This window comes from Parasutterella sp. St.1A3, assembly GCF_059728705.1.
Window position 1 is genome coordinate 21,227 of the sequence record NZ_BAAGFK010000002.1, and the last position, 22,016, is coordinate 43,242.

The 22,016-nt window shown below is 46.8% G+C and carries 15 protein-coding genes and 1 rRNA gene; 5 read left to right on the plus strand and 11 right to left on the minus strand.

Translation table 11 applies throughout. The annotated features are described in order from the left end of the window. Positions 1–38: 38 nt before the first annotated feature. Positions 39–1,583, minus strand: a 16S ribosomal RNA gene (locus tag AC6I1F_RS12065). A gap of 424 nt (positions 1,584–2,007) precedes the next feature. Here AC6I1F_RS12065 and AC6I1F_RS12070 point away from each other — a divergent pair. Next, on the plus strand, positions 2,008–3,282 hold the full coding sequence (locus tag AC6I1F_RS12070; protein ID WP_251569661.1) for an MFS transporter: 1,275 nt from the start codon (positions 2,008–2,010) through the stop codon (positions 3,280–3,282). Between the two features lie 123 nt (positions 3,283–3,405). Here AC6I1F_RS12070 and AC6I1F_RS12075 read toward each other — a convergent pair whose 3' ends face one another. The 5 genes from AC6I1F_RS12075 to AC6I1F_RS12095 form a co-directional block, all read right to left on the minus strand. Further along, positions 3,406–4,386: a ribonucleotide-diphosphate reductase subunit beta gene (locus AC6I1F_RS12075; RefSeq protein WP_160335228.1), complete on the minus strand. Its 981-nt coding sequence runs from the start codon at positions 4,384–4,386 to the stop codon at positions 3,406–3,408. A gap of 5 nt (positions 4,387–4,391) precedes the next feature. Beyond that, a complete protein-coding gene (locus AC6I1F_RS12080; protein ID WP_160335229.1) occupies positions 4,392–6,167 on the minus strand; it encodes a ribonucleoside-diphosphate reductase subunit alpha in 1,776 nt (591 codons plus the stop codon). Positions 6,168–6,333: 166 nt separating this feature from the next. Continuing rightward, a complete protein-coding gene (locus AC6I1F_RS12085) occupies positions 6,334–6,609 on the minus strand; it encodes a hypothetical protein (RefSeq protein WP_251452758.1) in 276 nt (91 codons plus the stop codon). 308 nt (positions 6,610–6,917) lie between these two features. Beyond that, positions 6,918–7,394, minus strand: coding sequence for a YjiG family protein (locus AC6I1F_RS12090; protein WP_160335231.1), 477 nt, complete (start codon positions 7,392–7,394; stop codon positions 6,918–6,920). Continuing rightward, complete coding sequence (locus AC6I1F_RS12095) at positions 7,387–8,073, minus strand: nucleoside recognition domain-containing protein (RefSeq protein ID WP_160335232.1); 687 nt, start codon at positions 8,071–8,073, stop codon at positions 7,387–7,389. Before AC6I1F_RS12095 ends, AC6I1F_RS12090 begins: the two co-directional genes overlap by 8 nt. Positions 8,074–8,447: 374 nt before the next feature. Here AC6I1F_RS12095 and AC6I1F_RS12100 point away from each other — a divergent pair, with 374 nt between their 5' ends. After that, positions 8,448–9,536: a porin gene (locus AC6I1F_RS12100; RefSeq protein WP_160335233.1), complete on the plus strand. Its 1,089-nt coding sequence runs from the start codon at positions 8,448–8,450 to the stop codon at positions 9,534–9,536. A gap of 72 nt (positions 9,537–9,608) precedes the next feature. Here the strand turns inward: AC6I1F_RS12100 and AC6I1F_RS12105 are convergent, their stop codons facing one another. From AC6I1F_RS12105 to AC6I1F_RS12120, 4 genes are all read right to left on the minus strand, one after another. Beyond that, positions 9,609–10,367, minus strand: a complete 759-nt coding sequence (locus tag AC6I1F_RS12105) for a cytochrome b/b6 domain-containing protein (RefSeq protein WP_160335234.1) — start codon at positions 10,365–10,367, stop codon at positions 9,609–9,611. 9 nt (positions 10,368–10,376) lie between these two features. Next, positions 10,377–11,300, minus strand: a complete 924-nt coding sequence (locus AC6I1F_RS12110) for a 4Fe-4S dicluster domain-containing protein (protein WP_160335235.1) — start codon at positions 11,298–11,300, stop codon at positions 10,377–10,379. A gap of 13 nt (positions 11,301–11,313) precedes the next feature. Further along, entirely contained in the window at positions 11,314–14,445 is a 3,132-nt protein-coding gene (locus AC6I1F_RS12115; RefSeq protein ID WP_160335236.1) for a molybdopterin-dependent oxidoreductase, read from the minus strand. A 576-nt stretch (positions 14,446–15,021) separates the two neighbouring features. Then, entirely contained in the window at positions 15,022–16,014 is a 993-nt protein-coding gene (locus AC6I1F_RS12120) for an MlaD family protein (RefSeq protein ID WP_160335237.1), read from the minus strand. Positions 16,015–16,392: 378 nt separating this feature from the next. Between AC6I1F_RS12120 and AC6I1F_RS12125 the strand changes: the two genes are divergently transcribed. The 3 genes from AC6I1F_RS12125 (at position 16,393) to AC6I1F_RS12135 (ending at position 20,345) form a co-directional block, all read left to right on the plus strand. Then, positions 16,393–19,092 carry an autotransporter outer membrane beta-barrel domain-containing protein gene (locus AC6I1F_RS12125; protein ID WP_251452751.1) on the plus strand — a complete coding sequence of 900 codons (2,700 nt, stop codon included), beginning with the start codon at positions 16,393–16,395 and terminating at the stop codon, positions 19,090–19,092. An 84-nt stretch (positions 19,093–19,176) separates the two neighbouring features. Further along, positions 19,177–20,091: an alanyl-tRNA editing protein gene (locus tag AC6I1F_RS12130; protein WP_289162953.1), complete on the plus strand. Its 915-nt coding sequence runs from the start codon at positions 19,177–19,179 to the stop codon at positions 20,089–20,091. Continuing rightward, positions 20,061–20,345, plus strand: coding sequence for a hypothetical protein (locus AC6I1F_RS12135; RefSeq protein WP_497801798.1), 285 nt, complete (start codon positions 20,061–20,063; stop codon positions 20,343–20,345). Before AC6I1F_RS12130 ends, AC6I1F_RS12135 begins: the two co-directional genes overlap by 31 nt. A 344-nt stretch (positions 20,346–20,689) precedes the next feature. Here AC6I1F_RS12135 and AC6I1F_RS12140 read toward each other — a convergent pair whose 3' ends face one another. Next, positions 20,690–21,610, minus strand: coding sequence for an L-lactate dehydrogenase (locus AC6I1F_RS12140; RefSeq protein ID WP_160335239.1), 921 nt, complete (start codon positions 21,608–21,610; stop codon positions 20,690–20,692). Between the last annotated feature and the right edge of the window lie 406 nt (positions 21,611–22,016).

Consider the following 22,016-nt stretch of genomic DNA (forward strand, 5'->3'; position numbering starts at 1 on the left):
TCACGCGTCTTCTAAAAGCTTTCATTCGCTTTCTCTTGAAAGGAGGTGATCCAGCCGCACCTTCCGGTACGGCTACCTTGTTACGACTTAACATTAGTCACGGTGCTCACCGTGGTCGCCGCCCTCCTTGCGGTTAGGCTAACGACTTCTGGTAAACACCACTCCCATTGTTTGACGGGCGGTGTGTACAAGACCCGGGAACGTATTCACCGCGGCATGCTGATCCGCGATTACTAGCGATTCCGACTTCATGCAGTCGAGTTGCAGACTGCAATCCGGACTACGATCGGTTTTCTGGGATTTGCTCCCCCTCACGGGTTGGCTGCCCTCTGTTCCGACCATTGTATGACGTGTGAAGCCCTACCCATAAGGGCCATGAGGACTTGACGTCATCCCCACCTTCCTCCGGTTTGTCACCGGCAGTCTCACTAGAGTGCCCTTTCGTAGCAACTAGTGACAAGGGTTGCGCTCGTTGCGGGACTTAACCCAACATCTCACGACACGAGCTGACGACAGCCATGCAGCACCTGTGTTCAGACGCCCTTGCGGGCACACTCTCATTACAAAAGCTTCTCTGACATGTCAAGGGTAGGTAAGGTTTTTCGCGTTGCATCGAATTAATCCACATCATCCACCGCTTGTGCGGGTCCCCGTCAATTCCTTTGAGTTTTAGTCTTGCGACCGTACTTCCCAGGCGGTCAACTTCACGCGTTGGCTGCGTTACTGAGAATTTTAATCCCCAACAACTAGTTGACATCGTTTAGGGCGTGGACTACCAGGGTATCTAATCCTGTTTGCTCCCCACGCTTTCGTGTATGAGCGTCAGTTGCGTCCCAGGAGGCTGCCTTCGCCATCGGTGTTCTTCCACATATCTACGCATTTCACTGCTACACGTGGAATTCCACCTCCCTCTGACGCACTCTAGCCAAGCAGTCACATATGCGGTTCCCAGGTTAAGCCCGGGGATTTCACATCTGTCTTACTCAGCCGCCTGCACACCCTTTACGCCCAGTAATTCCGATTAACGCTCGCACCCTACGTATTACCGCGGCTGCTGGCACGTAGTTAGCCGGTGCTTATTCTTAGAGTACCGTCAGCAGAGCTATTTATTCGATAGCTCCTTTTCGTTCTCTACTAAAGTGGTTTACAACCCGAGGGCCGTCATCCCACACGCGGAATAGCTGGATCAGGCTTGCGCCCATTGTCCAAAATTCCCCACTGCTGCCTCCCGTAGGAGTCTGGGCCGTGTCTCAGTCCCAGTGTGGCTGGTCGTCCTCTCAGACCAGCTACTGATCGTTGCTTTGGTGAGCCGTTACCTCACCAACCGGCTAATCAGTCATCGGCCGCTCCGCTCGCGAGAGGCCTGCAAGCAGGTCCCCCTCTTTCTTCCGTAGAACTCATGCGGTATTAGCCATCCTTTCGGATGGTTGTCCCCCACGAGCGGACACGTTCCGATGTATTACTCACCCGTTCGCCACTCGTCAGCCGAAAAAAGCAAGCTTTTCTCGCTGTTACCGTTCGACTTGCATGTGTAAAGCGTTCCGCCAGCGTTCAATCTGAGCCAGGATCAAACTCTTTTGTTTAATCTCTGTTGTCGCTCGAATCACTCTCTTGGTGTTTGACGGAGTATTTCTACTCCTTCTTCCAATAAGTGCGAGCTAAAAATTTCTTCGCGAATTCAGTCCTCTAAACCCGCTTAAATCTTCAGCGCCCGCTCTTATCGGTCGTCGATAAATTTTTAAAGAACTTGCTTGATTTCTCAAGCGCAAAATTGCTATTTTACAGAACTGAAAATTCTTGTCAACTGAAACAGGAAAATTCAATGTAAAAATTTGTTTCTGCATCTCGAACAGCGTCGCGCGCTGCTCAATGAGTGATGAATTCTACATAGTTTTTCGAAATTGTCCAATCGAAGGTTGGTAACCTTTCGTTAAACGTCAACGCTTTTGGGCTTTTTTGTTAACGGGATGGATAATTCACTGTAATATTCGTAGAGACTTTAAATTGGTGCCTTTTTTACATAGTTATATGGCTGTACACAATTCCCGTTGGTTTTTTCTGGCAATTGCCTGCCTAATTAATCTTTTCTCCGGATCGTTATTTACCTGGAGCGTATTTGCCGGTCCGAAGGCTGTTCAGTTGTCAGCACTTACGGGGGCAGATTTAACAGCGGTTGATTTAGCCATTACATTTGCTGTCTGCAATCTTATGGGGCCTATCCCTATGATCTTGAGCGGTTTTGTAAACGACAGAGTCGGACCGGCTTGGCTGTTAATCGGAGGAGGCTTAGTTGTCGGAGCATCTTTGTATGCTGCGGGAGTTTCAGCATCCATAACTTCCCTTGTTTTGTCTTATGGAGTCTTTTTCGGCATCGGTATGGGCGTTGTTTATGGCTCATTAATTAATACCAGCGTTAAGCTTTTTCCTGAAAGACGGGCGTTTGCAGCCGGGGCAGTTACTGCAGCTTATGGTTTTTGTTCCGTCATACTTCCACATATTGCATACCGAATGATTGAGTCTTCAGGAGTGGAGCTGGCATTCAAATATTTAGGTTTTGCTACCGGAGGTTTAATCGTTTTCGGCGGCGTGTGCAGTCTATTTTTACTGAAAGGGAAGTTCAGTAAACAAGAAATTCGGAAGGAGGAGCGCAATAGCATCTCAGAGATGAACTACAGGAAAATGGTCGTTACGCCGCGTTTCTGGCTAATGTTTGTTTTCCTCTTTTCAGGCGCGTTTTCCGGAATCACACTGATTTCACACGCTTCTTTAATTGCATCTAAACAGTTTGGATTTACCGCTGCGGCAGCTGCGACGGCAGTTTCATATATTGCTTTAGTCAATACTTCCAGTAGGCTTGTTATTGGTTATGTTGCCGACAAATTCGGTTATCTTAAAACTCTGACATTGGCCTGCGTAGTTGCGATTTTAGGAATGCTGTTATTTATTGTCGGCTCCAAAGGAGATAATGTGTTTTTCTTTATTGGAGCGACAACTGCGGCTTTAGCTTACGGTTCCTTCATGGCTGTTTATCCGGCCTATACTGCGCGCAATTTCGGATCACTTCATAACAGCGTCAACTACAGCATCATGTTTTGCGGTTTTGCTGCCGCAGGGTTTATTGGACCTATGGTTATGAAGCAGCTGACAATCGGAGATGACTTTCGCCTTGTTTATTTCGCTGCGATTGCTGCCTTAGTTATCGGTTTGCTTTCAGCTGTCGGTTTGTATCGTTTAGATAAACGAACACAGCGTGAACATGTTCACAATGGAGTTCAGAACTGAGTAAAAACTCTATTAAAAGAAAATGTGAACATGTTCACAGCTAGAGCAGAGAATCAAATACCGCAGTTGTGTGAACATGTTCACAATTGTTTTGATCTGTTGGAAGCCGGTCGTGCGAAAGCCTTAAGCTCCGGCGGCGCCCCACACGTCTCCCCAGGATCCAGTTAAGGCTCCCTTTGCATAATCGACGACACGGTTTTCGAAGAAGTTCGTATGTGTAACACCCAACATGGAGTCAACCCATGGAAGAGGATTGTCTGAAACATCGAAAATCGCTTTCATGCCCATCGCGGTAAGCCGACGATCACAAATCCAGCGTATGTAATTTTTAACCTCTTGCGCAGATAAATTCTGTTTGCTCATGTCATTTACGCCGAATGCCAAATCAATGAAAGCGTCCTCAAGTTCGACCATCTTCTCAGCAATGTCGTAAATCCTGCCTTTTAAACTGTCTGTCCAAAGAGAGGGATTCTCGACGATATATTCTCTGAAGAGTCGAATCATGCTTTCGGTATGCAGGGTTTCGTCATTGATGGACCAGGCGATAATTTGTCCCATTCCTTTCATTGTCCCGTTGCGCGTAAAGTTCAGCAGCATGACAAAGCTGGAGAAAAGCTGCATACCTTCGGTAAAGGCAGAGAAAGCCGCCATTTTTACAGCAATATTCTCTTCTTTGTTGTCCGCGAGGCCATGGAAGAAATCATGTTTTTCAGCCATCGCTTCATACTGAAGGAATTCGTTATAAACGGTCTCCGGCATCCCGATTGTTTCAATCAGATGAGAGTAGGCGGCAATGTGAACAGCTTCGCGCGCAGCAAAGCTGGAAAGCATCATCCTAATTTCAGGAGTCGGAAAAAAGGGAAGGTAGGTGTTCACATAGGCAGAGCTAACGTCGATGTCGCCTTGTGTGAAGAAGCGAAATACCTTCGTGAGAAAGTCACGTTCCCCGTCGGTAAGAACCATCTTCCAATCCTTTATGTCTTCAATCATGGGGACTTCAGTCCAGAGCCAATGCATCTGCTCGCTTTCCATAAAGGCGTCATAGGCCCAGGGATATGAGAACGGTTTGTAATAGTTTCTGCTTTTTACCAAACTGGATTTCATTACTTTTATCCTTCACATGCAAGACAAGTTGAGTTGTCTAAGACTTCACGCATATTGATTTGATCTTCAATACGCTTGCGTTCAATTTTTTCTCCGAGCTTATCGGCTTTTCTTAATTTATCGCTACGGCAGTAATAGAGACTTTTGAGTCCGGACTTCCATGCAAGGAAGTGGCAGGCATGGAGATAGGCAATAGAGACATCGGCCGGGAAAAAGAGATTGAGCGACTGCCCCTGATCGATAAATTCCTGACGATCGGCGGCTAAGTCGATAAGCCATCTCTGATCAATTTCCTGAGCGGTTTTAAAGACGTCGCGAATCTCCTGAGGAAGGGCAGTTAAGTGCTGGACTGAGCCGTCATTTGCTGTGATGCTGGACCATACTTCTTCTGTGTCTAAGCCATACTGCTGAAGAACAGGGACAAGCAGTCTGTTGCGAATAATATGGGCTCCGGAAAGCGTGTCCTGACGATAAAGGTTCGCTCGTATCGGTTCAATGGAAGGCGAAGTTGCACGCATGATTAAACTTGACGAAGCATTCGGTGCAATAGCATTCCAATGAGAGAATCTTCTAAAGACGCCCGCATCCTTTGCGTCAGGACAAGGGCCGCGTTTTTCACAAAGGATTTCATCTCCGCGCGCGCATTGTTCTTTAATGTGCGAGAAGATGCGGTAGTTAACCGATTTGGCGATAACAGATTCGAGCGGAATGAGCTTAGACTGCAGATAAGCGTGGAAACCGAGTGCTCCGATTCCAATGGAGCGTTCGCGGATAGCCGAGTATCTGGCTCTTTCTACTGAATCAGGCGCATTATCAATGAAATACTGAAGCACATTGTCGAGCATTTCCATAACATCCGGAATGAACTGTTCGTCGTTTTTCCAGGCGTCGAAATGCTCCAAATTCAGAGACGAGAGGCAGCAGACGGCTGTACGTTTTTCGTTCGTCGGCAAAAAGATTTCTGTGCAGAGATTGGAGCCGTGAATTTGCAGTCCCTTGTCGCTTAACCAATGAGGAAGAGCTCGATTTGCCGCATCAATAAAAACGATGTAGGGCTCACCGGTCTGCATACGCATTTCAAGAAGCCGCTGCCAAAGGTCTCGGGCGGAGACAACTTCCACAACACGATTGCTGTTGGGGTCTCGAAGCTCCCAGGAATCATCAGCATTCGCGTCTGTCATGCTCTTCTCAATTAATCGCATGAACTTATCGCTGACATTAACACCATGGTGCAGATTAAGGGTTCTTAAATTCTGGTCGCCGGTCGGTTTTCTCATTTCAAGAAACTGAACGATATCCGGATGATCAATGTCTAAAAATGCAGCATAGGAGCCGCGGCGAGTTCGTCCCTGACGATACGCGAGACAGGCGGCGTCATAAATTTTCAGGTGAGGCATGACACCGACGGATTTGTCATCAGCGGAACGAATATCCACATGAATACCGACTCCGCCGCCAAGCATGGAGAGCCAGTTGACTTCTGAAAGCGTATTAACAAGTCCTTCGGCGGTGTCCTGCATATACACTTCGAAGCAGCTGATGGGAAGTCCTTTCTTGCTGCGTCCGAAAGAAAGGATAGGAGTCGAGAAGGAAAGCCAATGCTTAGAGGCGTAGTCATATAAGCGCTGAGCGTGTGCAGGGTTGCTGCCAAATGCTTCAGAAACATAGGCGAAGCGCTCCTGAGGACTTTTCTCCTCGTCACGCATGTAGCTTTCTCTCAAACGCTTAAACGAGACGTCATTGATTAATTCATCCTGGCTGTAATCAATTTTAATTCCCATAAACCTAACCCATTGAATAACTGAATATTTATTGTTTTTCTAAACAAAATGACATTCCATTCTAATTAATGAACGGAAGAAAGTATTCGTTAGATCCGGTTTTATATGTAAGAAAAAGAACAGACAGATTTTTGAATCTGTCTGTTCTTAGGTGCAGCAATGTCTATTACAGGTGCATCAAAGCATCGTAACTACTGCGGAGAGAAGAGGGTAAGCCGATGGCTGAGGATGCGCTGTCAATATCTTTATATTGTTCGCAGAAACCTTGCCAGCGTCTGAAGGTTGCGGCGTCAGTTGAGAAGGTTTCTGTTTCAGCATCAAAAATAAAGTTGCTTGCATCAGCACTGTGAGAGATCAGTGATTCTGCATATTCCAAACGGTCCTGCCAGTCGATAAAACTAAGCTGACGAACTTCACCGGTTTCTGTAATCATTACAAACATTTTGAATCTCCTGTTGATTGTTTTATCTTGACTACGCGTTAATAATGACATTAATTTCTAAAATAATTTAAAAAAACAAATAATATTTGCAATAAACTAGGGATAATACTGATAATTAAATAATGAAATACTGCGTTGTAGAAAAAATGTTTCACAGTGCGAAAACCAAAATGCATTGATAATTTGGCTGTTGTTCTCAAACAACAAAGGCGGATCAATTCGCTGTACCAGGGGCTGTGTGAAGAAAAAAAGGCCGAAGCAAAAAGCTTCGGCCAAAAATTTGCTAGAAAAGTCTATTTAAATTGAAACTAGACAAGGAAGCGCATGATCAGCATGCCAAGGCAAGCCATCAGGACGCTGTTGACCATAAGAACGGGCCAGTATTTTTTGGGCACATCGGCAACACCAAGCAGGCGGCCCATATACTGAATCTGTGAAGCCATAAGAAGGAGGGCGGGGGCCATGATCGTAATATCATGTCCATTCAGAGTACCGCTCGCGATAAGGCTGGCAGCAACACCTACACCAGCACCGCAGGAAAGCCATGTGGCACACAGAACGGTAATTGCTTGACCCGGGAGGTCAAAAATTGCCATTACAGGGCCGCAGACTTTACCGAGAAAAGCCATTACGCCAAACAGTTCAAGGATGTAAGCCAGGACGAAAGCCATAAGGACGTTCGGCATCAGGTTGTTGATGGCGACATTAAAGCCCTTGCGAAGACCGATAATGAAGATATCAAACGGATTTTTTGTTGTAACAGTTGTGTTGGATGTATTACTCATTTTTGAAATCCTCCTTATAAACGGTGCTGAGAACGAAGCGGATTAAAGCGCCGCCGACAAATTTGAGGCAGAACATGACGGCCAGCGGGATCCACACCGGCACCAGGAAAGAGGCAAACAGAGCGGATGCGATGGAGAAGTAGTTATTGACCAAGCCAGCGCCGGCATACTGCCAAGCGGCGATGACTACCAGGTTTTTCTTAGTGATCGAGCCGGAATCGACAAGACCTTTTGTAAGCGCAGCACCCGCATCGGTACTCTGGAGGTCGGTGATCAAAGCCAGACCGGTGATACCGGGGACACCAAGGATCGGCTTCAGAAGCGGAGTCATCAGCTTCTGAGCAGCACGCAGAGCGCCGTAATGAGAGAGAACTTCAAGAAGACCAAGCGCAAGCATCACGCCCGGGACGAGAGAAAGAGCGAAGAGGAAGCCAGCGCGAGCGCTGACGCCGGCTTTACCGACGAATGTGCCGCCTCCTGTGACGGAGCCGAACTTACCAATCAAAGTAGTGAAGTCGAACGCGCCAAGCCATTTATAGGCTTCGGGCATTTTGTAAAAAACACCGGAGAAGAAGCAAATAGCGAAAAACAACGAAATGTATGCGCCGATGCCTACTTTCTCCTCCATCTGAGCCTGCTGCTCAGATGCAGAGGTTGCAGTTAGGGTTTGAGATGACATGGTTTCTCCTTTTCTAAAAATGAATCCACGGGGAAAGTATAGGAAACAAAAAGTAACGAAAACAGAAAGTATGAGATGATTTTTGTCAGTAATTACACTTAGTAGTCAGGAAGAATATTTAAATATTTACTAAAACTAAATTTCGAAACTCAAATACCTTAAGAACGTGAAATTTATTTTTTTCGTTTTTTTTGAGAAACGCTAAATTCGTTTGGATGCTTTGCGGCTGTAGGCATTTCAATTGATTTTTCCGGTATTGACAGATGAAGAATTCTCTTGTTCGAATTGTCAAATTCTCTTCTTCTATTCGGTAAGATTTGATTGAGTACATATTTGTCATTTATTTGTTCTTGATCTATCTGAAGGAAAAGAAAATGAAACTATCTCTTATCGCCGCAGGCTTGCTTGCGGCAGTCAGCGGAAGCGCTCTTGCTGCATCCAACGTTACCCTGTACGGTGTTATTGACGCCGGCGTTACAGTCAGCAAACAGCACGGCGGTTCTACTTTGGTGAATATGTCCAACGGCAACTGGCTTGGCAACCGTTGGGGCATCAAGGGTGAAGAAGAGCTCGGCGGCGGTAATAACGTATTTTTCAAACTCGAACAGGGTTTTGAGCTGAGCTCCGGCAAGGAAGCTTCTGAGGGCAAAGCCTTCAATCGTGAAGCAGCTCTCGGTTTGAACGGTTCTTGGGGTACATTTGCAATGGGTCGTTTTGGTGGGCTTTCGTCTGACAGCGGCTCCTACAGTATCTTAGGAGGCACACCCTATACGACTTCTTTTTATACCGTCGGCAACATGTACAGCGCCTTCTATCTGACAGACCGCTATGACAATTCTGTGGTTTATCAGACTCCGGAATTCAGCGGCCTGCAGGGGCATTTGATGTACTCCAATGGAAGAAAAGGTGATACCAATAAGTGGTCTCACAACGCGCACTACTATGGTTTAGGTCTGACCTATAACAAAGGACCTCTGAGTGTTGACGCAATCTATGAAGTTCTGGATTATGACGGGGAAGCAAACAAAGGCAAAGCTACTCAGCTGATTAACTTAGGCGCTTCTTACGATTTTGGAGCCTTTAAGCTCTACGGTGCATATGAATATGCAATGCATGCTCCGCTCCAGGACGGAGTTGGCTCTGAAGACTACGGCCTTGCAAATTATGACCAAGGCAAACGCAACAACTATCACGCTTTTGCTGTGTCTGCTTCCACAGAAGCTTTAGGCGGTGAAATTATGCTGCAGAGTCAGTTCGCTTTTGGGAAAAACAAGGGTGAATTAGACGTCGGGCAGGAAAAGAAATTCAATACATGGAGTGTGGGTGCAGCGTACTTCTATCACTTCAGCAAACGTACCCTCATGTACACTCAGGCAGGTATCGGCAGTGCCGGGAAAGCACTTAAAGCAGCAGACCAGCTTCGCGGATGGAATGCGACAATCGGTATGACACATGAGTTCTAATCTTATGTAGGTACGAAAAAAGCCCGCGCACTGCGCGGGCTTTTTAATTAGGCTAGCAACCTGATAAAGAAGTTAGGATTCATAACCGACAGATGCAGTGTCTCCTTTGCGTTTCTGACCGTCTTTGACCTCGATAACATTCTTACCGGAGGCAATTTCTTCATCTGCCCAATATCCCCAATGATATACAGCATCGGCTTCATTAACGCGACCGTTACCAAACATGAGGTTCGCTGTACCCCTGTACGGTTCGAAGATACCGCCGCCGAGATAGATGTGACCAAGACCGAACACGATAATTATGAGGAACGAAATATCATGGATCAGTTTGGCGACAAGCAGCGTTGCAGGAGCAAAGCGAACAGTCCACTCTCCGTTAGGCAGAAGACCTGTGTTTAGCCATAGGACGATGCCGGAGAGTGCGGCGAATACACCGGCGAACAGCAGCACACCGTCAGCAACACGCTGCATGGACTTCACTTCACGCTGAGGCGGCATATGGATTTTGCCGGGCGCAAAGAGATAAGGCATGAACAGTTTCGCAAATGTCCAGTCATCCTTGTCCCATTTTCCGAAGATATTATTCTTAAAGAGGTGAACAAAGCCTTTCGGAGAGATCAGAACCGCCAGAAGCGGGATTACGATGAACGGGATCGCAATGATGCGGTGAGCCCAGCGCATCGCGATGGAGAATTCGCTTCCAACTGCGTTGTTCCAGCTGTTAATGAACACGAATAAACCGGTAATTGCCAGCAAGATGCAGCAGATAGCCGCGGTTCCGTGAGTGATACGAGCCAGAATAGAGTGGCGCTTAATATATTTAGTGATCATAGTTCAACCTCATTTTCCGGCGTTGTCAGCTTTATCCTGCTCAGCATCTTCTTTCAAACGCTCCTTAACCAATTTTGCGCCTTCTTTACGCTGAGCTTCTGTCCAATGGACTTTAGCTTCTTCAACTGTCCGGTTCTTACGGCGATAGCCGAGAGCCGCGACGAAGGAAACAGCCAAGCCGGCGACAGTTGCAGCGGCAGCAAGGCCGGCAGCAGGCTGGGCAAGCTTGCTCAGAGATACCAGTGCGGACGGTTCGACGCCCTTCTTGAGGCCCTGAGCTTCGGCGCCGTATTTGCAGACCTGCAGAATATGCAGGCCGCCGCATTCGTTTTCACCGTAAAGCTCAGCTTTATCGTAGCCTCTGGCCTTAAGAAATTCCACGCGTTTTTTGCCGAGTGCAATCATTTCTTCGCGAGGTCCGAAATGAAGTGCGCCGGGCTGGCAGGTCTTCACACAGGCGGGAAGCATGCCGTTTTCGAGTCGATCCCAGCACATTGTGCATTTATCGATCTTCTGATCCGGACCGTAGTATTTAGGCACATCGAACGGGCAAGCCATTTCGCAATAGTGGCAACCGATACATTTTTCTTCCTGAACAGAAACGACACCGTTGTCCTGATAGCTGAGCGCGCCGGTCGGGCAGACAGAGACGCAGCCTGCGTTGGAGCAATGGAAGCAGGATCTGCGGCCGAATGCCCATTCGATGGGACGCTCAAGGGTGTCGGTTTTCTTTTCCGAGAATGTCATGACGAGTCGGTTGCTGCCGTTAAGGTCCACCGGATTCTGATAGCTTCCGGAGAACGGGAAGGCGTTCATACCGAGATCGGTATACAGGACATTCCATTGTTTGCAGGCGACCTGACAGCCCTTACATGCAGTGCATTTGGAGGCGTCGTAGAGCATCGCCATTTCTTGATTGGTATAGATTGACATCTGCTATTCCTCCTTACTTGGCCTTTTCAACATTCACCAGGAACGCTTTGAACTCAGGGATGTAAGAGTTCGGATCGCCGACGTTTGGCGAGAGGTCGTTCATCGTATCGCCTGTCGCATAAGCCGAAGCCCAGCTCCAGTGGTGGATCAGACCGATTGTGTGTGTCTTCTGACCGTTGATGTTCAGAGGCTGATAGCGCACTGTCACCATGGCGAAGGCTTCAATAGAGCCGCGGTTATTCCAAACACGGATCACATCACCGTTCTTAATGCCTTTTTCTTTGGCAAGCTCTTCGGAGATTTCCACGAAAGGTCTCGGCATGATTTCAACAAGCCAAGGAATGTTACGGGTCTGAGTACCGGACTGCCAGTGTTCTGTGACCGAGTAAGAAGTCGCAACGATGGGATATTCCTTGCTGCTGCCTCTCTTAACAGATTCCTTCCACTGAGCGAACTGTACCATCGGGCTGTCCTGACGGCCGTTCATGATGTTCTTAGTGGGGGACTCATACGGTTCATAGTGTTCAGGCAGAGGACCGTCCTTCATCGGATAGCTGAAGAGACGAGCTTCCTGTTCCCAGGTCATGAAGAAGGCCTGATTATTCGGAGGAACCGGAACAACCTTTCCGTCTTTAACCGTGGTTTCAACGAAGTCACCGACGTCGTTGTTGATCCAGCGGCTGCCGTTCCATTCAACCAGCATCTTCTTCGGATTCCAGGGTTTTCCCTGGACGTCTGCTGAAGCTCGGTTGTACAGAATACGTCTGTTGGCAGGCCAAGCAAACGAGAAGTCTGAGTACAGACCAAGACCGGAAGGATCGTAGAGCGAGCGGCGAGCAGTCGGCTGAGTCATCGGATCCCACTTGGTGGCTTCATTGTTGTAGTAGCCGCCGTAGATCCAGAGACCGCAAGCGGTAGAGCCGTCAGCCTTGAGGTTTGCGTAGCTCTTAAGAAGCTTGCCTGTCTTAGCGTCATAACCGTTCATTGCGTGCGCAACAGCCTTGACATCAAGCTGGCCCTGAGGATTACGGTAGTACCAGTTAACCTTGGTCACCTGATCCGGATTGACACCACCTTCAGTGCGGTACAGCTGCTGGATACGGTTGAAGAGGCGAGTCATGATTTCAAAGTCGCTCTTAGCCTGTCCGAGCGGCTCAACCGCTTTCTGTCTCCACTGAATCCATCTGCCGGAGTTGGCAATGGAGCCTTCTTTTTCGTAGATCAAGGCTGCAGGCAGCATGTAGACGGTGGTATTGATCTTTGTCGGATCCATACCGGGGGCTTTCCAGAAGCTGGCGGTTTCTGTTTCGAACCAATCAGCTACGAGCATCCAATCGAGGTTGGACATCACTTCGCGGCAATACTTAGTGTTCGGTTCAGAATGGGCCGGGTTCATACCCCAAACCAGATAACCCTTGATCTGCTTATCCTGCATGTAGTGGAAAGTCGGGATCGTGGAGTCATTGTGTTTGAGAGAGCGCTTCGGGAGCAGATCGTAGCAGTAGTTGTTTTCCGCAGTCGCATTGTCACCGTACCATTCTTTCAGCATGGATACCATGAACTTTGGTTTGTTCATGTAGTAGCCGGCGCTGTAAGTTTCCTTAGAGAGGTAAGCGCCAAGTGTCGGATGATTTTGCTGGATCGGCCATGCCAGATAGCCAGGGGCGAAGTCCATTGTGGCGCCGACGTCTGTGGAGCCTTGAACATTCGGCTCACCGCGGAGCGCATTGATACCGCCGCCAGCAACACCGACGTTGCCAAGAAGTAACTGGATGATACACATTGCGCGGCAGTTCTGGCTTCCGTAGGTATGCTGTGTCTGGCCGAGCGCATAAAGGATTGTGCCACTCTTTTCAGGAGCGCCGGAAGCGGCGTAGGTCTTGTAAACGACCTCAAGCAGTTTCTTATCAATACCGGTGACTTCGCTGACCTTGTCTAATGTGTAGCGGTTGTAGTGTTTGGCGAGCAGATTCAGCACGCAGTGCGGATCTTTAAGACTCGGGTCTTTCTTCGGGACTTTAAGTGCAGGCGGATTGAATTGTGGTACACCAGGGTCATTCACCCAAGCGCCCGGCTGACCCGGTTCTGTTGACCACGGAACAACTTCTTCAGTCTGGTACATCCAAGAGTTGTTCTTGTATTGCTGATCTTTTTCATCCCAGCCTGTGAAGAGGCCGTCAGCGACGCTGAAGCCGTACTCCGGGCTGATCAGATATGTAGCGTTGGTATAGTTTTCAACATATTCTTTCTGATAAAGCTTGTTGGCAAGGATGTAGCGAATAAAGCCGCCGAAGAAGGCGATATCTGTACCTGGTCTGATCGGGGCGTAGATATCGGCCTGTGATGCAGTACGAGTAAAGCGGGGGTCAACTACAATCCATTTTGCACCGCGGTCAACCGCACGATGTACCCAGCGCGAAGACAGCGGGTGATTTTCTACATTATTGGAGCCGATTGTCAAAACAACGTCTGCGTTCTGGAAATCGCACCAATGACTAGTCATAGAGCCACGACCAAATGAAGGAGCGAGTCCGGAAACAGTCGAAGAGTGGCAGACACGTGTTTGATTATCGATCTGAACAATACCGAGTGAGCGGGCAAATTTTTGAACAAGCCAAGCTTCTTCTGTGTTGAGCTGGGCGGCTCCATAGCTTGCGATACCTTCACAACGGTTAACAATGACTCCGTCTTCCGTAGAAGTGTAACTTTCATCACGCGTTTTTTTGATCTTTCTAGCTAATTCATCGATTGCTTGGGACCAAGAGATCGGTTCCCATTCTGTTTTACCAGGGCGGCGAACCAGCGGCTGAGTCAAACGATGCGGATGTGAGATGAGACGTCTATCTTTAGTGACAATGTCTCTTAAGCCGGTCAGAGCTGCGCCTTTGGGGCAAAGGCCTCCGATATTGCAGGGGTTGTCAGGATCACCTTCGATATTGATCAACTGACCGTTTCTTACTGAGCAGATTGTGCCGCAACCGCCAGAGCAGTAGCAGCAAATATTTAAATACTCTTTGGTGTCATGCAGTTTCCACTTGCCAACAGCCCCTGGGAGGAAGCGGTCGGCGGACATGACATTAAATGCGGAGGCGGAGCCGGCGAGGCCGACAGCCGCCTTCATAAAATTTCGTCGAGATGTTTGCATAAGATTTCCTGTAGCGACGATTAATGGCTTAACTAATGGGGTGGGCCATATACATACATTGACTTCAATCAATCCGATCGATAATCTAAGCTATTGTGCAAAGAAAAACAATCGTTTGTAAGTATTAATGTTTGAAGTAAAACCAATTAAGATTGAATTAATTGTAGATATAACAGTGTAATCAATTGAATTTGAATAATAAATCAATTGGTAACATTATGTAATCTAAGCAGATCGGAGGAACGTATTAATCCGTCTATATTCGTTATAATTAATTTATACTTAGATTTTTTTACAAAATAAATCAGTCTAAATGAGCTTATTTAATAACGGATTATTAGGTTTGGTAAATATTTATTAACGGCAATATTAATATTTCAATCGAAATTTAAATAATATTTTCCGAATTATAAAAAATATTAATGGATAACGACGATGTAATCGCCTATTTTGAGAATACTATAGGGTAAAAATATATAATAATGTGTCTTTATTATTTTAATATGCTAAATAAAAAACATTTATGGCATGAAGTAAGTTTATAAGTTTAGAGTTCGCTGATCTGTTGTTGTATTTTTATGGACTTTCAGTAAAAGGATTTTCCTCCTGTGAAGAAGATACTGGTATTGAAGCCCATTGCTGAGTTACCTGAGAAAGATTCTGAGTGATTGAAACGAGGGAGACAATCAGAGCTCGAATGTCGTAATTGTTTTGCGCGACCATACGATTAAAGTCAGCAGTTGTATCAGAGAGCTGTTTGACAAGAGACTGACTTTGCCGGTTTCCGGTTGCTTCACTGATTTCTTTTGCCGCCGAGGACAGATGAGTAAGAAGCGAATTGATTTTTTTTACGTCGACTTCGTCAAGGGTTTCGGAACTTGTTTTTATCCAGTCTTCTGCTGAATTAAGCAGCGTTTTGATGCTTTCCGGGCTTACGCCTTCGACAATTTCATTGAGCCGTACCAAGGAGAGGCGCAGATCAGCTAAGCCGTTTCTGCTGGTGCCAATATTCATGTCCTTTTTGACTGACTGCAGGGTTGAGAAAAACTGTTCGAGGTTATCAAGAATTTCGTTTGTAAGACTGATAGCTGACGGTATATATAAGTGAGCAGGCTTCCATGGGAATTCTGTTACTTCGGGCGGATAAAGTCTCGGGTCCTGATATCCGGCAGAAAGAAAGAGAGTCCCGGTGATTCCGGAGAGCTGTGTCTGGATGCGTAAGCCGTCCTCGATCATTTTTGGGAGCTGTTCTGCTAACTTGTTTTTATCCAGGTAGACGGTCATTCGGACCACCGCGACAGAATTTTTATCAGAAAAAAGGTTGATGTGGTTCTGAGGGTAAGCAGAACTTGAGAGGAGGATCTCGTCGACCTCTCCGATCTTTACACCCTGAAAAGAGACAGCCGAACCGACGGAAAGACCGTTAATGGATTCCTTGAAGTACGTTTCGACAGTGGTTTTCGGTCGGAAAAAGTTAGGAGTAAAGACCGTACACAGCATGATGATGAGTACGGCGATAAGAAGGATTACCGCACTTCCAACCCAGAAATGTCTTTGCGCCTTAGTCATATGATCCTACCGAGTATTTTTCCTTGAATTATATGAAAAACACGCAGAGGACTTCTTTGTGCCGACCTGAATTACGCACTGACAAGAAGGTCCGGATCACTTAAAAGAAGGATTCAGCGCTGTTAATTCCTCTAAATGAGACTATCCAAATTTCGACAACCCCTCTATGTTCTTATATTTTAATCTTGACTTGTGCTTGGGGTAATTTGGTATTTAATTAGGGCATTAAAGAGATGGCATGATATTTTTAGTGTCTTTAAAAAAATATTCCGAGGGTTAAAAATTTTAATTATGTCAGGGGATGACTTTTGTAACCCGTTGTCTGCAAAAGAAAAAGGTATGAGAATCAAAGTGAACTTATATATTAGGAGGATTCAAATGAGAATTCGAAAGGTTCCGCTCATCCTTTTGTTGACGATTGGAGCCGCTACCTCTGCTTTTGGCGGTCAATTTGACTCGATGTATGCAGTCCAATCTCGGCTAAGTTCTACGGACTTGCTGCAAGTTTGGAAGGATAAATTTCCGGGGCTGTATGAGAAGATTATTGATGCATCCAATCAGGCCCATGATACGGGGAACTACTATTTGACCGGAATTCAGACTCCTGTTGCCTGGAGTGTGACAGCTTCTAATGATGTTGTTGTGAACTCTATTAATGCAGGCTACTTTGTCAATCTTAGAGGTCCGGACTATCAACCTCTGTTTCCCGGACTAACGGCAAGCAATCAGGGAGTCACGGTTGACGCCGGCAATGATTTGATTGTGATGCCTAATGCGACTTCTGTGGGCGGCTTCGGTTATGGGATTTCTGCGGATTCGGGTACGGAGGTTAATGTAACCGCCGGCAATCGAATCATTTTGATGACAGCGGCAGACAAAGGCAATTATGTTCATTTTGACGGAACCTCGATTTTTTCCGGGGAAAGTGCCAAAGTCAATTTGAACGCCTCAGAGATTTATATCTATGGCTCGGTGATCCAGAACCCTTACAGTCTGGTTGATTTGTCAGCGACTAAGGGCGTATATTTAGTCACCCCCACCAATGGCGAGGTGTTGGGAGATGAGACGGTGAACCTCATGCTGGCAGATATGGAGATTGATGCTCCGACGGTTCTTTTGGAAAGAACCGTTAGTTTAGGAATGCTCCTTTTTGGAAGTAACCATCCAAGTAATCTGTTCATTGGCATGGATAATTCAGAAGGGATAGAAACCCAAGACGTATATTTCAGCAAAAACGTCACCGTTGAAACTCAGAGCAAGCTAAGGGTTAATGCCTCGAGCTCGGTTATTTTTGCGAAGAAGCTGTCGCTATTGACGAGTGGGGACGCTGTTATTATATCTAAGCAGATCGGTATTAATAATTTGTTTCTTGGCAATATCGGCGCAACCGGAACATTCAATGTTATAGGCGACGGTTCAATGTTTGTGAAAGAAACGGCAAGCGTCGGTTCAAACTCCAAGCTGAATGTCAACTTAGGAGAGGGGGCCGGGCTTTCCGCCTCATTTAATACGAATGACAAAGGATCGACCGTTATCAATTTAGAGAAAGGCGCCTATTGGTATTCTCCGCGGAGCAGCACAATCAGCCAGCTTTCACTTCAGTCGGGAAGTTTTGTTGATCTTGGTCCAATGAACGAGCAGATGACGATTACAACAAAGCGACTAACTGGTGATCAAGGCATTTTCCGGCTGGTGAGCGGCTCAAGAGGCAGTATTCATATTACAGAAAGCAGTGAAGGGAACCATCAGGTACTGCTTGCCTCCAGCGGTAAATCGATTCAGGATACTGGCTACATGTATCACATTGTGGCGGCCGACTCGTCGCCATCAGGGCAGGACAATGCTACCTTAAGCCTGGCCAATAAAGGGGTTGTTGATATCGGACCTTATGAATATAAGTTTGGCCTTAAACAATATGGAGACAAGAGTACACGAGACTGGGTCATCACTTCTCAGGTTTCTGAGCGTCCGGAGCCGGATTTGCCCGCAATGCCGGACAGCCCGAATCTTCCGACGCCAGGCGTGCCGGGGGAATCCGGTTCAACGTCTAATAATCCCGCGCTGATTCCAAAGCCGGACTTAAAGCCGCTGCCGTTTGATCCGAGCAATCCGCCTATTGTTCCGTCTGAAGAGGTGAAACCTATCGGCTTGTCCGCGAGCGCTAAAATGGTACTAGCGGGAGTAAATTCCGGAGCTCAGGTGATTCAATATCTGGGTTCGCTCGATGACATGAGAGCGAGAATGGGCGAAGTCCGCGACGGAGCGGATGCCGGTCCCTATGTGCTGTACAGATACGACAGAAGCCGGCTGAATTCATATCCCAGCATCAGCAGCAGAGTGAGGTTCAGTACTTATTCTTTAGGTCTTGACAGTAAAGTGACGCCGAACTGGATTGTTGGCGGCTCCGTTGTATTTACGGACGGGGACATTAAGCTTTCGGACGGATTCGGCAGCAAGACCGATTCGAATTCTGCCGGTATCAAGCTATACAGTACCTGGTATAACACTGCAGGAACATACGCTGATACAGTCCTGACATTTAACCATTATTCGACTCGCATACATGCGGAGATGCGTGACGAGCTTTCGTCGCATGCGAATTACAGCAATATCGGGATTGGTCTTTCGCAGGAGGTCGGTCACAGATTTATTTTCCCGACCTCATCGGAGACACACGAATGGTTTGTTGAGCCTCAAGCTCAGCTTTCTTATTACTTCATGGATGGGAAGCGTTTTGCCATGAGCAACGGGATGAGCGTGAAATTACGCAGCAACAACAGTCTTAACGGTCGTTTAGGTGTTGTGGCAGGGCAGAAGTTCAGCGGAAAGGAAGGCAAGAGCGCCGGTCAGGTTTATGTCAGAGCCGGTGTGGATCATGAGTTCCTCGGCAAAACCAAGATGGATATGAATGAGTTCTCCTTTGAGGATCGTTCCATTGGAACCCGTGTTTATTACGGTCTTGGCGGAGAAGCTGTAGTTAACAAGTCGTTTAAGGTATTCGGGCAGGTTAACCGCGAACACGGAAGCCGTATGAAGACGGATTTTCAGTTTAAAGCCGGCTTGAAATACATTTTCTAGACATTTTGATTCTGTATAGCCAGTTCGGTGCGAAGGAGTGCCGGCTGGCTATAATTTTTTGGAATAAAACTATCGGGAGAAGACGTGTCAGACACTATGCAGGAACTCTTTTACCGGGACCCTTACGCTCGTGAATTTACGGCGGAAGTGGTCTCCTGTACTGAGGGGAAGAAAGGTTTTGAAGTCATTCTTACGGATACCGCATTTTATCCGGAAGGGGGCGGTCAGCCGACTGATCTTGGAGAATTAGGAGGTGTGAAAGTTAATTTCGTTAAGAGAATTAACGAAAGCATTATTCACTACACGGACCAGCCGTTGGCAGTCGGGAATTTGGCGACAGGCAGGATTGATTGGGAACGGCGTTTTGACAATATGCAGAATCATACCTGCGAGCACATTTTTTCCGGTCTGGTTCATCAAAAATTCGGATTTGAGAATGTCGGATTTCATATGGATCCGGAGGACATCACCGTTGACTTTAGCGGAGAGGTTCCGAAAGAAGAGCTCGATAAAATCGAGCAAGAGGTTAATGATGCTATTGCCGCGGACATTGAACTCTGTGTGACGTTTCCTTCGCAGCAAGAACTTGCCTCAATGGATTACCGCAGTAAAAAAGAGCTTAGCGGTTTGGTACGCATTGTTTCTGTTCCCGGATTTGACTGCTGCGCGTGCTGCGGAACACATGTCAGAAGATCAGGTGAAATTGGCATATTTAAAATTTTAGAGTCTGGTAAGTACCGCGGAGGGACTCGAGTTCGGTTTGCCGCAGGCAAAAGGGCTCTTAGAGACTATGCATGGCGTCTGAATGAAATCTCAAAAGTTTCTGTACTGTTATCAGCTAAACCGCATGAGATTTCCGCAGCAGTTGAGAAAGTTCTGAATGACGGGAAGACTCAGGAGCAGCTTCTTGCAGAGCGCACTCAGCTGTGGCTGAAATCCGTTGCGGATCGTATTGAGAAGCCTCAAGATTGTGTGATTATCTATCACCTTTTGAACTGAAGAAATTCGCCTCCATTCTGAAAGAGCGGCTTGTCGGGATTCCGTGCGCCGTACTTTCGGAAGTCGGAGAGAACGTTTTTAATTATGTGTTGGCTTACGAAAGCGAGAAGTTTTCTGAGATTTCCAGAGAGTTAAACAAGAAACTGAACGGTCGCGGAGGTGGGAGAGACGGAGTAGTCCAGGGTACTTACAGAGTCGATCGTGCGGTTATTGAATCAGCGGTTCGCGATGTATTTAAAGGTCTAATAAAGTAAAAAAATTCGAATCTTCCGCGGCATGGTGCGATTGCGATTTAGTTCCTTAAAAAAGCAGTGTGAACAAGTTCACGCGATAGTGAAAAAGTGATTTTGGAGATCACATTTGTGTTTCGGTGTTTTCTTCGCTGAACTAGAAATAACTTTAATAGCTATCGTGGGATTCCTTATCGTATATGCGGCGGAGGGGGCTTCTTTCTAAAAACACCTTGAATGTTTTTGAAATTCTTTAGTTGTGCTCGCCTCCGCTGACATTTACGTCCATATAACTTCAAAGCAGTATCTTAGTGTGAACCTGTTCACACTAAGATATTGAAAAGGACACTAATAGTCAGAACGTTTCTTTAACCTAAATATCCGTCATGAGTCTTCTGAGCAATCATCTTGGCAGAGTCATTCAGTAGAGCCTGCTCTTTAGGAGTTAAAGGAATTTCATTAATTTTCTCGACTCCGTTTTTCCCGATAACGGCTGGATACCCGACGTGGCACCCGTATTGTTCGAGATAGACAGAAGCGGGGCAGGCGAGTTTGGCATCCGAAAGAACCGCCTGTACTAATTTAACCGCACAGGTCGCAATTGCATAGCTCGTGTACTTCTTACCGTTGAAAACCAGCCAACCCCCTTCTCTTGCCGCTTTATCCAAAGCGTCAAGATCCAGATCTTGTTCTTCGGCAAGTTCGAACATAGGGATGCCGCGCACAGCGATGGTGGACCATGCAGCAAACTGAGATTCACCGTGTTCGCCAAGGACATAGCCGGAAATATTATGAGGATTTTCATTAATTCGATGACTGATCGCTCGCTGCATACGGGCAGTATCAAGAAACGTTCCGGTGCCGAAGACTCTTTCTCGAGAAAGACCTGTGTAGCGCTGAAGCAGTCCTGTGATAACGTCACAAGGGTTGGAGATGTTGATGAGGATTCCATGAAAGCCAACCGCCTTTAAAGCTTTTCCGACTGCCGCAGCCTGACTGCAGTTGTATGTATATTCTAGAAATCGGTCGCCTCCGTCCGCCAGCAGTTTGATGTCGCCGAAAGCCGTGACAACAACGTCTGCAGCAGAAAGTGCTCTGTAGTCCTGCTTGATAATTTTTGTGTACGTATCAAGCCGCCCAAGCGAATCTGAGTAGTCATAATACTCAGCAGTGCATAACGCATCATTCTGATCAATTAAAACCAGCTCGTCGGCGATCCCTTTTGTGATCAGTGTGTATGCTACCGTTGATCCGACATGGCCAAGCCCGATAATTCCTATCTTTCGCATCTGATTCCTCGTAAGGGTATTTTCTTTGGATAAAGATAATTTTTACCGCAAAATAATAGGAATATTTACAGAACGAAATATTATTTTCTCAATCTGAGAAAACAAAGCGGAAGATGAATAATCTTCCGCCTAAAGAATTTGGCTCGCTTGATCCGGCTCAAACGAGAAAGCCTTGGGGTTCCGCTCTCTTGTGAGCCGGAACGGGAACAAGTCTAACCAGAAATTAGCTAATGGTTATTACCTAACGCCCGAAATAGGCGAGAGGCTGAATACTAATAGCTTTAGCTCTTGAGGTATGCCGATATTGGGGAGGTTATGTAATCTGCGGAGCTTCCATCTAATTACACTGTCGCTCATTAGTTAGTTAAATAATATCTAGACTGACACGCAGTATAAAGAAGGTTAA

Excerpts from the sequence above, each read along its gene's own strand:
- AC6I1F_RS12085 (WP_251452758.1), bottom strand. The coding sequence starts at position 6,609 with ATGTTTGTAATGATTACAGAAACCGGTGAAGTTCGTCAGCTTAGTTTT.
- AC6I1F_RS12115 (WP_160335236.1), bottom strand. The coding sequence starts at position 14,445 with ATGCAAACATCTCGACGAAATTTTATGAAGGCGGCTGTCGGCCTCGCC.
- AC6I1F_RS12120 (WP_160335237.1), bottom strand. The coding sequence starts at position 16,014 with ATGACTAAGGCGCAAAGACATTTCTGGGTTGGAAGTGCGGTAATCCTT.
- AC6I1F_RS12140 (WP_160335239.1), bottom strand. The coding sequence starts at position 21,610 with ATGCGAAAGATAGGAATTATCGGGCTTGGCCATGTCGGATCAACGGTA.
- AC6I1F_RS12090 (WP_160335231.1), bottom strand. The coding sequence starts at position 7,394 with ATGAGTAATACATCCAACACAACTGTTACAACAAAAAATCCGTTTGAT.
- AC6I1F_RS12105 (WP_160335234.1), bottom strand. The coding sequence starts at position 10,367 with ATGATCACTAAATATATTAAGCGCCACTCTATTCTGGCTCGTATCACT.
- AC6I1F_RS12075 (WP_160335228.1), bottom strand. The coding sequence starts at position 4,386 with ATGAAATCCAGTTTGGTAAAAAGCAGAAACTATTACAAACCGTTCTCA.
- AC6I1F_RS12125 (WP_251452751.1), top strand. The coding sequence starts at position 16,393 with ATGAGAATTCGAAAGGTTCCGCTCATCCTTTTGTTGACGATTGGAGCC.
- AC6I1F_RS12080 (WP_160335229.1), bottom strand. The coding sequence starts at position 6,167 with ATGGGAATTAAAATTGATTACAGCCAGGATGAATTAATCAATGACGTC.
- AC6I1F_RS12100 (WP_160335233.1), top strand. The coding sequence starts at position 8,448 with ATGAAACTATCTCTTATCGCCGCAGGCTTGCTTGCGGCAGTCAGCGGA.
- AC6I1F_RS12095 (WP_160335232.1), bottom strand. The coding sequence starts at position 8,073 with ATGTCATCTCAAACCCTAACTGCAACCTCTGCATCTGAGCAGCAGGCT.
- AC6I1F_RS12110 (WP_160335235.1), bottom strand. The coding sequence starts at position 11,300 with ATGTCAATCTATACCAATCAAGAAATGGCGATGCTCTACGACGCCTCC.